This is a genomic window from Kitasatospora sp. A2-31 (genome assembly GCF_022288725.1).
Lineage (GTDB): Bacteria > Actinomycetota > Actinomycetes > Streptomycetales > Streptomycetaceae > Kitasatospora.
The window spans coordinates 49142-63528 of record NZ_JAKNTA010000006.1; the positions used below are offsets into that span (position 1 = coordinate 49142).

Consider the following 14387-nt stretch of genomic DNA (forward strand, 5'->3'; position numbering starts at 1 on the left):
CGTGACACCCCGTCGAACCATGGAGGGGTGACCTCGTCCGGCTACCTCCGCTACCCCCACCTGCGCGGGGACCTGCTGGCGTTCGCCGCCGAGGACGACGTCTGGGTGGCCCCGCTCGACCCGGACGGCACCGTCGGCCGCGCCTGGCGGGTCAGCTGCGACCGCACCCGGGTCAGCCACCCCCGGCTCTCCCCCGACGGCAGCTCCCTCGGCTGGACCGCCTGGCAGAGCCCGACCCCGGAGATCTGGACCGCGCCGGTCGGCGGCGGCGCGGCCACCCGGCTGAGCCACTGGGGCAGCCAGGACACACGGCTGCGCGGCTGGCTGCCCGACGGCGAACTCCTCGCCGTCACCTCGTTCCACGAGCCCTTCGGCCACTACACCTGGGCGCACGCCCTCCCGCCGGACGGCGCGCCCGGGCGCCGGATGCCCTGGGGCCCGGTCGGCGACGCCCAGATGAACCGCTCGCACACCGTGCTCCTCACCGGCGCCGCCCCGCACGAGCCCGCCGCCTGGAAGCGGTACCGGGGCGGTGCCGTCGGACGGCTCTGGGTCGACGGCGAGCGGATCCTGGCCGGCCACCGGGGCCACCTCGCCTCCCCGATGCCGGTCACCGCGGCCGACGGCGACCGGATCGCCTTCCTCTCCGACCACGAGGGCATCGGCAACCTCTACTCCTGCCGCCCCGACGGGACCGACCTGCGCCGGCACACCGACCACGCCTCCTACTACGCCCGGGAGGCCGCCGGCGACGGCACCCGGATCGTCTACCAGCACGCGGGCGACCTCTGGCTGCTGGAGAGCCTGGACGCCCCCGCCCCGCGCCGGCTGCGCGTCCCGCTCGGCGGCGCGCGGGCCGGCCGGCGGCCGTACCTGGTGAACGCCGCCTCGCACGTCAAGGACCTCGCCTGCGACCAGACCGGCCGTGCCGGGGTGATCACCGTGCGCGGCAGCCAGTACTGGCTGACCCACCGCGACGGCCCCGCGCGGGTGCTCAGCGACACCCCGGGCGTCCGCACCCGGCTGCCGGTGGTGCTGGGGCACACCGGCGAGGCCGCCTGGATCACCGACGCCGAGGGCGAGGACGCCGTCGAGATCGTCCCGCTGCCCGGCCACCAGGCCGCCCCGGCCCAGCACGGGCACCGGCTGCTGGCGGCGGGCCGGCTCGGCCGGGTCCTGGAGCTGACCGCCTCGCCCGACGGCACCCGCCTGGCCGCCGCCACCTCCGACGGCCGGCTGCTGCTGCTCGCCGCCTCCGACGGCGCCGTACGCGAACTGGCCGCCTCCGGACACGGGCCCGTCTCCAGCGCCCGGTTCTCCCCCGACTCGCACTGGATCGCCTGGTCCCAGCCCGCGGCCGGCCGTTCGCTGCGCCGGATCCGGCTCACCCGCGCCGACGGGCTCGCGCCGGTCACCGAGGTCACCGACGGCCGGTTCGAGGACGAGCAGCCGGTGTTCACCCGGGACGGCCGCTATCTGGCCTTCCTCTCCTGGCGCGGCTTCGACCCGGTCCACGACGTGCACACCGGCGACCTGTCGTTCCCGCTCGGCTGCCGCCCCTACCTCGTCCCGCTCTCCGCCGACACCCCCTCGCCGTTCGCCGCCTCGGCCGAGGACGGCGCCCCGCGCGGCGACGGCGGCGGCGACGGCACCGTGGCGGTCGACCCCGAGGGCATCGGCGACCGGCTGATCCCGTTCCCGGTGATCGCCTCGAAGTACTCGGCCACCGACGCCGTGCGCGGCGGGCTGGTCTGGCTGCGCTGGCCGATCTCCGGCACCCTCGGCCAGACCTTCACCAACCCGGACGACACCTCGGGGCGCCCGTCACTGGAGTACTTCGACCTGGCGCGGGGCAGCCGCAGCACGCTCGCCGACAAGCTGGACGGCTTCGCCGTCTCCGGCGACGGCGGCTCGGTGGCCGTCTACTCGGCGGGCACCCTGCGGATCCTGCCGGTCACCGCGCCCTCCGCGTCCACCAGCGTCGACCTGCGCCGGATCACCCACACCGTGCACCCGGCCGCGGAGTGGCGCCAGGCGTACCGCGAGGCGGCCCGGATCGTCCGGGACCAGTTCTGGGACGCCGGCATGTCCGGCCTGGACTGGCCCGCGCTGGTGGCCCAGTACGAGCCGCTGCTGGACCGGATCGCGAGCCCCGACGACTTCGCCGACCTGCTCCGCGAGCTGCTCGGCGAGCTGGGCACCTCGCACGCCTACGTCACCCCGTCGCGGCGCGGCGAGGGCCCGTCCCCGGCGCAGCAGCCGCTCGGCCTGCTCGGCGCCAACGCCCACCGCACCCCCGACGGGCGCTGGCTGGTCGACCGCATCCTGCCCGGCGAGTCCTCCGACCCGCGGGCCCGCGCCCCGCTCGCCACCCACGGGGTCCGGAACGGGGACGAGCTGCTGGAGGTGGCCGGACGCCCGCTGGACCCGGTCCGCGGCCCGTCCCCGCTGCTGGTCGGCACCGGCGGCACCACCCTCGAGCTCACCCTGCGCACCGGCGGTCCGGACGGGCCGATCCGCCGGATCACGGTGACCCCGCTGACCGACGAGCGGCCCATCCGCTACCAGGACTGGGTGGTCAAACGGCGCTCGCTGGTCCGGGAGTTCAGCGACGGCCGGTGCGGTTACCTGCACATCCCGGATCTCGGCGGCTCCGGGTGGGCGCAGTTCAACCGGGACGTCCGGCGCGAGCTCGACAAGCCCGCGCTGGTGCTGGACGTGCGCGGCAACGCCGGGGGCAACGTGTCGGAGCTGGTGCTGGAGAAGCTCACCCGGCGGGTGCTGGCCTGGGACTTCAGCCGGGGCCGGCACCCGGTCCGGTGGCCCCGGGACGCGCCGCGCGGACCGGTGGTGGCCCTGGCCGACGAGGCCACCAGCTCGGACGGCGACGTCATCATCACCGCGATCAAGCTGCTCGGGCTGGGCCCGGTGGTGGGCAACCGCACCTGGGGCGGGGTGGTCGGCATGACCGGGCGGCACACCCTCGGCGACGGGACGCAGATCTCGGTGCCGAAGAACGCCTCCTGGTTCACCGGCGGGCTCGGCTGGTCGGTGGAGAACCACGGTGCGGAGCCGGACGTGCACGTGCTGCGCAGCCCGCGGGACTGGGCCCGCGGGCTCCACCCCGAGCTGGTCACCGCGGTGCAGCTGGCGCTGGACCTCCTGGAGGACGCCCCGGCCGCCGTCCCGCCGCCGGACGACACGCCGCGCCCGGACCTGCGCCGGCCACCGCTTCCGCCGCGCGGGTGAACCGGCCCGGTCGGCCCGGCAGCCACCGGGCGGACCGGCCGGCCACCCGAACGGACCGGCGCGGGCGGCGGGCCGCAGCCGCGAGCGGCAACGGCGGCGGGCGCGGCGACGGCGGCGGGCGCGGCAACGGCGGCGGGCGACGGCGGCGGCAACGGCAACGGCAACGGCAACGGGCGCGTCCGCGTTCCGGATGCGCCCGCCGCCGTGCGATGCGCCGGGGACGTCAGTCCCAGGGGTCGCCCTCGGCCGTCATGTCCTCCCGGGCGCGCTGCTCGGCGCGCCGCTCGGTGAGGTCCGCGGACTCCCGGGCCTCCCGGGCCCGCTCGGTCTCGGCGCCGAACGCGTCGGCGGCCTCATCGTGGGCGAGGGCGGCGCGCTGGGCGGCGTCCGTCATCGCGGTGGTGTCCTGCTCGCGGCTCCCGCCGAGGGAGGACCTGGCCTCCTCGTCGGCGTGGTGCGCCTTGTGGCGGAACCTGTCGAAGATGCCCATGACTCCTCCTCGGACGAATTCCGGGCTGCCCCCACTCTCACACCGGCCCCTCACGGGCGCATCCGCTGGGCGGGGCGCGTGCCCCGGGGTACCTCCCCGGCCGCGGGCCGGGGAGCGCGTCGCGCCGCGGGCGGGGTTCGAGGACGGGCCCAAGGTCCCGGGCGGTGGGCGTCCAACGGCCGTGGCGGGTGGCGGACCGGCGGCGCAGGGTTGGTGGCGTCGGCCGGTCCCGATCCGCGCCGTCCCCGGAGTCCCCGTGACCGTTGGAGGCCTGCCGTGACCGTCGCACCCGCCCACCGCACCGCGCCGGAGGACCACCACGGCGGTCCGCGCCGCCTGGTCGGCCCGCTGGCCGCCCTCGACGGGCGGCTGGCCGGCCCGCACGACCTGCTGCTGATGCAGTGCCCCGGCTCGCTGCGGCCGGTCGGCGGCGGCGAGCTGCCGCAGTGGGCCCGCGCGGTGCTGCGGGTGCACCCGTGGGTGACGGTCGGCCGGGCGCCCGCCGTGCTCGGCGGGCCGGCGGACACCCCGCCCCCGGTGCGCTGTACCCGGGACGTCGGGGCCGCGCCGGAGCAGTGGCTGCCGGTGACGGTGCGCGGAGCGGAGCGCGGCCGGCGGCTGGACGCGCTGGCGCCCCGGGCGGCGGTGGCCCGGACGCTGCGGCCGGAGCAGCTGGTCGGCCGGGAGGAGCTGCTGCCGCCGGGGCGGGTGGCGGCGGTCCCGGCGCTCGCGGCACTGCCGGCGGCCGGGCGGCTGGTCGTGGAGCACCGGCTGGCCTGGGGGCCGATCGGCGCGGTCGGCTACGAGCTGGGCACCGGCGTCCCGGTGGCCGGGCCGCTGAGTCCGCTGCGGCTGGTGCTGCGCGCCCCGCAGCCGGTGAGCCGGCGGGACGCGCTGCTGCTGCGGCGGGCCCTCGACCGGCTGCCCGTACCGGTGCAGGCGGAGCTGGAGACCCGCTACGGAGCGGTGCTGCTCGCCGAGTACGCGGCCGGGGCGCCGACCCTCACGCTGCTGACGCCGGAAGGGCCCCGGGAGGTCCACGATCCGTGGTTCCCCCGGGGCCGTCAGTGGCGCCTGCCCTGACGGGCGGCCGTCCGGGCCTGCCGTGCGCCCGCGTCCGCGGTGCCGCCGGACGTGCGGGACAGGACCGGCAGGTGTCAGCCGCTGATGCTGGGCGCGCCGGTCTCCAGGTGGCCGGTGAACCGCTGCGACCAGCTGGAGTCGGCGTCCACCGTGACGGTGAAGTCGTACCAGCCGTTGGTGTAGGCGACGGCGTTGAAGTAGTCGCTGACGCTGCCGCCGGCCGGCACCTGGTAGGTCCAGGGGCCGTCGGTGCGGTAGTTGCCGGAGGCGATGGTGAAGGTCATCGGCGTGCTGCCGGCGTTGGCCAGCCTGAAGTACACCGCGAGCTTGCCGGTACCCGGTTCGACCGCGTAGCTGGCGGTGACCGAGGCGTTCTTCCCCGCCTTGTTGGCGTCGCCCTTGAAGCGGCGCAGGAAGCGGTTGGGGCCGACCACCGAGAGGTCGTACGGGCCGCTGCCGAAGCCGAGGCCGCAGTTGAAGAAGTCGCTCTGGCTGCCGCCCGGATCGACGGTGTACTGCCAGGGGCCGCCGCTGCGGTAGGCGTTGGCGTAGGCCGCGAAGTGGGCCGACTTCTGCGCCTGCGGGCCCTCGTTCGCCATCTTCAGCCAGACCTTGATCGCGCCGGCGGAGCCGTACTCCAGGCGGTCCAGGTTGGCGTTGGGCTGGTAGGGCAGGGCGCGGGCCGGGCGGGTGCCGGGCTCCTGGACGGGCAGCCTGTTGTCCACCGGGGCCGGGTTCGGCAGCGGACCGCAGGTGGACAGGCCGATCGTCGCGTCGGTGTCGGGCAGTGCCGGAAGGCCGTACACCGGGTTGGCGAAGTCGAACAGTCCGGTGAGGTCGCCGCAGACCCGGCGCCGCCAGTCGCTGATGTTGGGGCAGGTGGCCGGCTTGCCGATGGCGGCCGTCCACTTCTCCAGGAAGCGCAGGACCGAGGTGTGGTCGAAGACCTCGGAGTTGACCCAGCCGCCGCGGCTCCAGGGCGAGATGGCGATCATCGGGACGCGGAAGCCCAGGCCGATGTTCTTGCCGCCGTAGAACTCGCCGGGGGTGCCGGCCGGGGCGGCCGGCGGCGGGACGTGGTCGAAGAAGCCGTCGTTCTCGTCGTAGTTGAGGAAGAGGACGCTGGAGTTGAAGACGTCCGGGTCGGCGTTGAGCGCGTCGATCACGTTGTGGACGAAGTGCGCGCCGTCGGCCGGGGTGGCGTACGGGTGCTCGGAGACCTCCTGGTTGGGGACGATCCAGGAGACCTGCGGGAGGGTGCCGTTCAGCACGTCGGCCTTGATCGCGGCGACGATGTCGTCCGGGGTCCGGCCGGTGACCTTGGGGACGGAGCCCATGCCCTTGACGGCGAGCGGGCTGCCGGCCGGGGCGTTGGCGAACTGGGTGAAGTAGGCGAGCGCGTTGTCGCCGTAGTTGTCGGCCGCGTTCTGGTAGACCTTCCAGCTCACGCCGGCGTTCTCCAGCGCCTCGGCGTAGGTCTGCCAGCGCAGGCCCTTCTCGTCGCCGCCGTCGTACGCCGGGCCGCCCGCCTTTCCGTCCGGGTCGATCTGGCCGGACCAGTGGTAGGTGCGGTTGGGGCCGGTGGCACTGATGACCGAGCAGAAGTAGGCGTCGCAGACGGTCCAGTTCTCGGCGAGCGCGTAGTGGAACGGGATGTCCTGACGGGTGAGGAAGCCCAGGGTGCGCACGTTGCCCTTGGCGAGGACCCAGGAGTCCATCCTGCCGCCGTTCCAGGCGGTGTGCTGGTCGTTCCAGCCGTGCGCGAGGTCACCGTTGCACTGCGCCAGCCGCTGCGGGTCGGCCCCGCCGGCGGGCTTGGTGAGGCTGAACTGCCACGGGTACTGGCGGCCCAGGCCGTTGGGCTGGTTGAAGACGCTGTAGCCGCCGGCGATCTGGATCGCGCTGCGGTCGGCGAAGCCGCGCACCCCGCGCAGCATGCCGAAGTAGTGGTCGAAGCTGCGGTTCTCCTGCATCAGGATCACGATGTGCTTCGCGTCCGCGATGGTGCCGGTCTGCGACAGCGCCGCCGACGGCGCGGCCGCGGGCCCGGGCGCACCCGACGCCGCCCCGGCACCGGTGGTGCCGGCCACGGCCAGGCCGGCCGCGGCCGCTCCGGACAGCGCGACGAACTTCCTACGACTCAGCTCGGCCATCAGCCCAGCCCGTCCCTTCACTGGCGATGTTGTGCACACAAGTTGGGGCCCATCGATCGCGCAGCATCATCCACCCACCCGAACGGCCCCACCAGGGGGCCGGAGCAGGGTTGGCGGACTGTTCGCCCCGCCGTCACCGAGCGACGGCCGGCTGAACGCCGGTGCCTCAGTCCTTCACGGTGATCCCCAGGGCGTGGGCGAACTGCGGTGCGAGCTCCAGGAGCTGGGTGGAGCTGATGACCGCGCCGCGCAGGCCCTGGTGGCCGTCGGGCAGGCCGAGGCGGGCGGCGCCGCGCAGGTCGACCTTGTCGAGCGAGGCCCCGCGCAGCCGGACCTCCTCCAGGGTCGAGCCGGGGAAGGAGACGTCGGTGAGCTTCGCGTCGCCGAAGTCGACGTCCCTCAGCAGGCAGTCCTCGAAGACGACGTCGCGCAGGACGGCGGCCCGCAGGTTGACCGCCTCCAGCTTGCAGCCGCGCAGGACCGTGCGGCGCAGCGCCGAGCCGTGGGCCGCGATGCCGGCCAGCACGCCGCCGGTGAGCGCGCTGTCCTGCCACTCGCTCTCACTCAGGTCGCAGCCCACCCAGCGGCCGGCCTGTACCCAGACCTCGGTGAAGCGGGCCTGGCGCAACCGGACCCCGTCGAGCGCGACGCCGGTCAAGGCGCACTCCAGGAAGACGGCACCGGCCGCCGACTCGTCGCGGTGCTCGCCGCCGTCGAGGTGCACGGTGTCGTAGCGCTCGTCGCTGCGCAGCGGGCCGGTGTGCGGGGTCAGCAGGTGGGCGTACGGCAGGTCGGCCAGGCGGTCGGGGACGGAGAGCGGCATGGCGGTGGCACCTCGCGGTCGGGGGACGGTCCTCGCCCGGATGCTCCCACGCGGCACCGACACTCACGCCGGTCGTGTGGAGGTCGCGCCGCGGACGGTGCGCCGCTCATGGGATGCGGTACCGCTCATGGGGTGCACCGCCCATGAGGTGGCGGACGGCGGGGCCCGGCCGCTCCGGGGGGGGAGGAGCGGCCGGGCCGGTGTCACGATGGATCAGCCGCGGGCCCAGAGGGAGTTCACCCGGCTGCGCTCCGCGGAGTTCGGGTACGGGTTGGTGCACGAGGTGCCGGGGCCGCCGCCGGACATCAGCTCGCTGCACGGACCCGAGTAGTGGTCGGGCAGGCCCAGCACGTGCCCGGTCTCGTGGGCGGTGACCCGGGTCGAGTTGTAGCGGCGGTTCTGCGCGTAGTCGAGGAAGATGTAGCCGCGGCCGTGCCCGTCGGTGCTCGCGTACGAGCCGCGCGAGTCGTTGCCCTCGTAGTAGCGGAAGTCGGCGTTGGTGCCGGACCGCAGCTGGACGTTGCTGACCGAGCCGTTCCAGATCTGCGCGCTCTGGGCTATCTGGTTGCGGAAGGTCGGGGCGCTGCTGGCGTCGTAGGTCACCACGACCGCCTTGAGGAACGGCGCCGCGGCCTGCTTGGCGAGCGCCGACTTCATGACGGCCTCGTAGAACGCCTGGTTGTCCGCGTCCTCGGCGGCCGAGCCTGCGTAGCTGTTCGCGGTGTAGCCCTGGGCGGCCGGGGCGGCCGGGGCGGCCGCGGCGGCGGTCGGCAGGACGGCCACGCCGGCGGCGAGGGCCAGGCCGAGCGCGGCGGACAGCGTACGGGCGATGCGGTTCACGTGGGGGCTCCTGTTCGCGGGGGCGCGGCCATGGGGGACCGCGGTGACGGAGGTGAAGGGGGAACCGGTACGGCGGGTCGATCGGCGCGGGTCAGCCCGCGAGGCCGTACCGCCAGAGCGAGTTGACCCGGCTGCGCTCGGTGCTGTTCGGGTAGGGGTTGGTGCAGGACGGGCCGGGACCGCCGCCGGACATCAGCTCGCTGCACGGGCCCGAGTAGTGGTCGGGCAGACCCAGCACGTGCCCGGTCTCGTGCGCCGTGACGCGCAGGGAGTCGTACTCCTGGTTCTGCGTGTAGTCGAGGAAGATGTAGCCGCGGCCGTGTCCGTCGGTGCTCGCGTACGAGCCGTTGCTCGGGTCGTCGCCCTCGTAGTAGGAGAAGTCGGCGTTGGAGCCGGCCTGGAGCTTCACGTTGGCGACCGAACCGTTCCAGATCTGCGCCGCCCGGGCTATCTGCCCGGAGAAGGACGGCGCGTTGCTGGGGTCGTAGGTCACCACGACGGCCTTGAGGAACGGCGCCGCGGCCTGCTTGGCCCGCGCCGACTTCATGACGGCCTCGTAGAACGCCTGGTTGTCGGCCTTCCCGCTGCTCGGCTGGGCCGACGCCGAGGGGGTGTAGTGCTGGGCGCCGGTGGCGGCCCGGTCGGCGGGGGCGGCCGAGGCGGTGGCGGGCAGTGCGGCGAGTCCGGCGGCGAGCGCCAGACCGACGGCAGCGGAGAGCATCCGCGGGATGCGCTTCATGTGGGGGCTCCGATTCGCGGGTGCGCCGCGGCGGTGGGGGCCGGTCGCGGGGCATCGGATGAAGGTTTGCTGCCCCAGAGCTTCGGCCAGGCCGGCGGCCCGGCGGATGATGTCAACCGGCGATAGCACGGGCCAATCCCCGCCGTCCGGCGGGGCCCTGACCCGCACCCGATGACCTGTCATGTCCCTGGCGTCACACCCATTCGCCCGGTTATGCTCCCGACGTGGAGCTCGACGTGAGACACCTCCGGGTGCTGTGCGCCATCGCCGACACCGGCAGCGTCCGCAAGGCCGCACGGCAGCTCGGGATGACCCAGCCCTCCCTCACCACCCAGCTGCACCGGATCGAACGCACCATCGGCGGACGGCTGTTCACCCGCGAGCAGACCGGCAGCCGGCCGACCGCGCTCGGGCACTCGGTGCTGTCGCGGGCCCGGCCGGTGATCGCCGAGATGACCGCCCTGGTCGCCGCCGCGCGGCAGGAGGCCCGCGAGTCGGCCGGTGACGAGCGCACCCGTCGCCTGCGGATCGGCAGCGTCGGCAGCCGGGCGGTGGCGGCCTGGCTGCGCCGGGTGCACGAGCGGCTGCCGGAGACGGACACCACCATCCACATCGACATCTCCGCCAACGCCCTGCTGCGGATGGTCGCCGCCGACCAGCTGGACGTGGCCTTCGTGCACGAGAGCGAGGGATTCCCGCTCCGGGTGCCGCCCGACGCCGAGCACCGGGTGCTGCTGGCCCGCGAGCCGCAGTTCGTCGCCCTGGCCGCCGGCCACCCGGCCGCCGCCCGGTCGGTGGTCCACCTGACCGACCTGGCCGAGGACACCTGGATGGTCGACCCGACCGCCGACCACGAGTACGCGGCCATGCGCCGGGTCTTCACCGAGGCCGGGCTCAACCCCCGGGTGGTGCAGGTGCGCGACAACGCCACCGCCGCCGAGCTGGTCGCCTCCGGGGAGGCCGTCCGCCCCTGCCAGCCGACCTCGGCGCCGGGACCGGGCACGGTCGTCCGGCCGGTGCACGGCGACCCGCTGGCCGTCCGGCTGCTGCTCGCCTGGCGACCACGGGCGCTCAGCCCGCCCGCGCTCGACGTCCTCTACGGCGAGCTGCGCGCCGCCTACCTGGACCTGGCCCGGGGCAACCCGGCCTACCGGGCCTGGCTCGCCCGGCACGGCCACGCCCTCCAGCACCTGCTGGGCCCCGGGCCCCGGGAGGACCCCCGCGACGGGCAGCCGCGGGAGCCCCTCCCCTCCGCCGGTCAGCCGCGGGCGTGCAGCGTGACGCCCACCGCCACCGTGGCCGCACTCACCAGGCCGGCCACCAGGACGCCCGAACCGCCGGCCGCGGTGCACGCCAGCACCGCCAGCGAGGCGACCGGCAGCAGCGCCTGCTCGACGCCGGTCTTGACGTGCCGGGCGTGCAGCAGCCAGACGGTGAACAGGTAGACCGCCGTCGGCACGGTCACCGTCGCGGTGGCGGCGGTCTGGGAGACGTGCGCCTTGTGCACCGCCGACTCGACCGCGACCTCCAGCCCCGCGCCGATCGCCGCCGCCGCCCCGAACACCACGTAGTGGCCGTAGCCCCAGAGGAAGGCCTGCCGGTTGGAGCGCAGGTGCTCGTGGACCTCCCGGGCGAAGTAGATCCACCAGGCCGAGAAGCAGATCAGCAGACCGCCGGCGGCGACCGGCAGCAGCCGGCCGAGCCCCTCGTGCGCGTCCACCGCCGACTGCACCGCGACGGTCGCCGCCGCCACCGTCTCACCCAGCACGATCAGGGTGAACAGGCCGTAGCGCTCGGCGATGTGGTGCGGGTGCCAGCTGGTGCGCAGCCGCAGCTCGGCGATCACCGGCACGGACAGCTCGGCCAGGATGCCGAGCAGGATCCCGTACGGCCGGACCGGCTCCGGCAGCAGCAGCACCACGGCCCAGCCGATCTGGCAGAGCGTGATCCCCAGCGCGTACCGCAGGGCGACCCCGCGTGCCGCGCCCTCCTCCCCGGCCGCCGCGCGCAGCCACTGGGTGACCATGGCCAGGCGCATCACCACGTACCCGACCACCGAGAGCGTCAGGTCCTGGTCGGCGAACATCCTGGGCACGCCCGCCGCGAGGATCAGCACGCCGGCGATCTGCACCAGCGTGGTCACCCGGTAGGGGACGTCGTCGCAGTCGTACGCCGAGGCGAACCAGGTGAAGTTCATCCAGGCCCACCAGATCGCGAAGAACGCGAAGACGTACCCCCGCAGGCCGTCGCCGTAGTGCCCGGCGGCGAGGTCGTGGGCCAGCTCCCGGCCGGCCTGGCCCACCGCGACCACGAAGCAGAGGTCGAAGAACAGCTCCAGCGGCGTGGCCACCCGGTGCGGCTCGTCCCGGCTGCGCGGGACCATCGGACGCACCGCGCGCCGGTCGACGGGATGCGGGCTGCGGGGGGCCGCGGCGGATTCGCTGCTCATGGTCTGGTCTCCGGGCTGCGGGACGGCGGACTGCGCCAGGGCGGGCCGCCGGACGGCCTGCTGCGCCGTCCCGCGCATCCTGGCAGCGGCGCGGGACGGGCGCACGCACCGGCGCGCGGTCGCGAAACACGCCCGTCATGTCGCTGTGGCCCGGTATTCTCCCTCCGGCTTCGCCCGATATGCCCTGCCGTCAGCGAGAGTTGACGCCCGGGTGCGCGAACCGGGTGACAGCGGCACGGGTTTCCGGGCGCGCCCGTGCCGTACGGCACGGCGGCCGGGATCCCCCGCTAGATTCTTCCCCGGTTGGAAGCGAGCGGGTCCGGAGCGACCCCACGACACGGGCGGCCTGCGGGCAACGCGGAAGGTCAAGGCCGGCGGCAGGACGGCGGGGGCGGCAGAGCCGGTCCCCCGCGTCCGCACCACCGGCCTCGTGATCACCGCGCTGCTCGCCAGCGCCTGCCGTGCCGCGCTCTCCGCCGCCTACGCGGACGCGACGCCCGCCGGAGCCGATCGGGCCGCCGGAGCCGATGGGATAGAGCCGATAGAGCCGCTGAGGCCGATCGGGCCGCCGGGGCCGCTTCGGCGCCGGTCACTTCTCCCAGCCGACCTTGGCGTAGTCGACGCCGGCCAGGCCGAACGCGCCGTAGTTGGCCAGGCCCTTGCGAGCCGCCACCACCGTCGGCCGCTGGTAGAGCTCGACGGTGTGGCCGAGCTCCCAGATCCTCGCGTCCGCCTGGTTGTAGAGCTTCGCCGCCTCCACCGGGTCGATGGTGCCGGCCGCCTTCTTGAGCAGGCCGTCGATCTCCGGCGTGCCGAGCTTGGAGAAGTTGCCGAAGACGTTGTCGCCCTGCGGCAGGCGGAAGTTGCCCAGGCTGCTGGAGAGCGGGAACGAGTCGGTGTTGCGCCAGCTCGCGACGTCGAACTTGCCCAGGTTGACGTACTTGGTGAAGAAGTCGTTGCTCGGGACCTTGTCGAGCTCGACCTTGACGCCGGCCGCCAGCCACATCGCCTGGGCTGCGGTGGCCAGGTCGAGCTGCGCCTGGGGGGTGGCGTCGTTGAGCACCCAGTGCAGGGTCAGCGACTGGCCGTCCTTGGTCCGCGGCTGCCCGCTGCCGGCGTCCTTCCAACCGGCCTCGTCCAGCGCCTTCTTGGCGGCGGCCAGGTCGAACTTGGCCCACTCGCCCGAGTTGTCCTGGTAACCGGTCTGGTTGGGCATGAAGATGTGGTTGCCCAACGGCTTGAACTCCACCGGCACGCCGTTGTTGGCGATCTTGATCAGGGCGGAGCGGTCCAGCGCCTTGCCGAGCGCCTGGCGCACCTTCTGGTCGGCCAGCGCGCCGCCGCCACCGAAGGAGATGTGCACCTCGTCCCACGGGCTGGCGCTCCGGATCACCGCCTCCTTGGCGTCCTTGAGCTGCCCGTACGCCGTCGCGGTGCCGGCCGTGGCGAAGTCGATCTCGTTGTTGAGGAAGGCCTGGGTGGTCGCCGACTGCGACATCACCCGGAAGGTGATCTTGTCGGCCTTGGGCTTCGCGCCCCACCAGTTCGGGTCCGGGACCAGCGTGAGGGTCTGGGCGGTCTTGTCCGCCACGCCGACCTTCAGCGCGCCGGCGGTGATCGGGATCTTCTCCACCCAGCCCTTGTTGAAGTCGTCGGCCGTGGCGATGCCGGCCGCCGGGATCAGCGGGCGGAACAGGTTCTGCCAGTCGGCGTACGGCTCCGAGAAGGTGACCTTCACCTCCGTCGGGTCCGCGCCCTGCTCCACGCCGGAGATCAGCTCGTAGCCGGCGGAGTCGGCGATGTTGTAGCCGTCCTTCTTGCCGCCGGTGGCCTCCCAGTCCGCCTTGAAGTCCAGGTAGCCGAGCGGCTTCCCGTCCGACCACTTGGCCTTCGGGTTGAGCTTGTAGGTGACCACCTGCGGCGAGGTGGAGGTGACCTTCGCCTCCAGCAGGTAGTCGGTGACCGGCTTGAAGGTGCCCGACTCGTCGGTGGTGAACAGATTGGGCTCCAGGGCCCGCATGATCTCGACCGCGTCGCCGTAGCGACCGTCCACCTGGTACGGGTTCCACTGGGTGATCCACTGGTACAGCGGGAACTTGACCTCGCCGCCGTCCTTCAGCTGGTCCACCGGCTTGGGGTTGATGTCGCTCGCGCCCTGTCTCGGCGGCTCGCTCTTGACCGCGTCGTCGGCCGAGCCGCCGCCCGAGCTGCACGCGGTCGCCGCCAGCGCGGCGGCCAGGGTGAGGGCGGCCGCCCGGCCGAGACGGCGCACGGGCGTGACGGTGGATGCGTGCATGAGGGTCCCCCAGAAGATCCGGAACGTGGCAAGGGTTGGGCGTCGCGAGGTGTGGCGAGGCTTGAACGTGGGCAGCCAAGTCGGTGCCCGGTGAGCGAACGTAACAGCCGATCAGATCCAGTACCAGGGGGTGTGGTTCACGCCTGATCCAAAAGCAACGGGCGGCAACACGGCCGCAACACGCCGGCCGTGCGCCGGTGCCAGACTCCTGACCTGCACCTCTCCCCGTCCGGCCCGAACCGGGCCACCGACCGAAGGCCACCCA

Annotated in this window: 9 protein-coding genes and 1 pseudogene; 3 read left to right on the top strand and 7 right to left on the bottom strand. The window is 74.2% G+C overall.

Annotated elements, in window-relative coordinates; translation table 11 throughout:
* Positions 1-27: 27 nt before the first annotated feature.
* Entirely contained in the window at positions 28-3249 is a 3222-nt protein-coding gene (locus MCM47_RS18205; protein ID WP_238862708.1) for a S41 family peptidase, read from the top strand.
* 223 nt (positions 3250-3472) lie between these two features.
* On the opposite strand, the gene MCM47_RS18210 is transcribed toward MCM47_RS18205, so the two are convergent.
* On the bottom strand, positions 3473-3739 hold the full coding sequence (locus MCM47_RS18210; RefSeq protein WP_238862709.1) for a hypothetical protein: 267 nt from the start codon (positions 3737-3739) through the stop codon (positions 3473-3475).
* Between the two features lie 276 nt (positions 3740-4015).
* Between MCM47_RS18210 and MCM47_RS18215 the strand changes: the two genes are divergently transcribed.
* Entirely contained in the window at positions 4016-4822 is an 807-nt protein-coding gene (locus tag MCM47_RS18215; RefSeq protein WP_238862710.1) for a phosphoribosyl-dephospho-CoA transferase MdcG domain-containing protein, read from the top strand.
* Between the two features lie 74 nt (positions 4823-4896).
* Here the strand turns inward: MCM47_RS18215 and MCM47_RS18220 are convergent, their stop codons facing one another.
* From MCM47_RS18220 to snpA (MCM47_RS18235), 4 genes are all read right to left on the bottom strand, one after another.
* A complete protein-coding gene (locus tag MCM47_RS18220; protein WP_238862711.1) occupies positions 4897-6975 on the bottom strand; it encodes a phosphocholine-specific phospholipase C in 2079 nt (692 codons plus the stop codon).
* Positions 6976-7141: 166 nt separating this feature from the next.
* Positions 7142-7798 (bottom strand): pentapeptide repeat-containing protein, encoded by a 657-nt coding sequence (locus tag MCM47_RS18225; protein ID WP_238862712.1) that lies wholly within the window; start codon positions 7796-7798, stop codon positions 7142-7144.
* A 213-nt stretch (positions 7799-8011) separates the two neighbouring features.
* Complete coding sequence (gene snpA / locus MCM47_RS18230; protein ID WP_374209160.1) at positions 8012-8638, bottom strand: snapalysin; 627 nt, start codon at positions 8636-8638, stop codon at positions 8012-8014.
* A 91-nt stretch (positions 8639-8729) separates the two neighbouring features.
* On the bottom strand, positions 8730-9377 hold the full coding sequence (gene snpA, locus MCM47_RS18235; protein ID WP_238862713.1) for a snapalysin: 648 nt from the start codon (positions 9375-9377) through the stop codon (positions 8730-8732).
* A 251-nt stretch (positions 9378-9628) separates the two neighbouring features.
* On the opposite strand from snpA (MCM47_RS18235), the pseudogene MCM47_RS18240 reads away from it, so the two are divergent.
* Positions 9629-10435 (top strand): annotated as a pseudogene (locus tag MCM47_RS18240) (LysR family transcriptional regulator); the annotation flags it as partial.
* A 200-nt stretch (positions 10436-10635) separates the two neighbouring features.
* On the opposite strand, the gene MCM47_RS18245 reads toward MCM47_RS18240, so the two are convergent.
* Both MCM47_RS18245 and MCM47_RS18250 read right to left on the bottom strand, forming a co-directional pair.
* Positions 10636-11826, bottom strand: coding sequence for a low temperature requirement protein A (locus MCM47_RS18245; protein WP_238862714.1), 1191 nt, complete (start codon positions 11824-11826; stop codon positions 10636-10638).
* Positions 11827-12415: 589 nt separating this feature from the next.
* A complete protein-coding gene (locus tag MCM47_RS18250) occupies positions 12416-14122 on the bottom strand; it encodes an ABC transporter family substrate-binding protein (protein WP_238862715.1) in 1707 nt (568 codons plus the stop codon).
* Positions 14123-14387: the final 265 nt, after the last annotated feature.

Coding starts and splice junctions, on each gene's coding strand:
- MCM47_RS18210 (WP_238862709.1), bottom strand. CDS start 3,739: ATGGGCATCTTCGACAGGTTCCGCCACAAGGCGCACCACGCCGACGAG.
- MCM47_RS18220 (WP_238862711.1), bottom strand. CDS start 6,975: ATGGCCGAGCTGAGTCGTAGGAAGTTCGTCGCGCTGTCCGGAGCGGCC.
- MCM47_RS18225 (WP_238862712.1), bottom strand. CDS start 7,798: ATGCCGCTCTCCGTCCCCGACCGCCTGGCCGACCTGCCGTACGCCCAC.
- snpA (WP_238862713.1), bottom strand. CDS start 9,377: ATGAAGCGCATCCCGCGGATGCTCTCCGCTGCCGTCGGTCTGGCGCTC.
- MCM47_RS18245 (WP_238862714.1), bottom strand. CDS start 11,826: ATGAGCAGCGAATCCGCCGCGGCCCCCCGCAGCCCGCATCCCGTCGAC.
- MCM47_RS18250 (WP_238862715.1), bottom strand. CDS start 14,122: ATGCACGCATCCACCGTCACGCCCGTGCGCCGTCTCGGCCGGGCGGCC.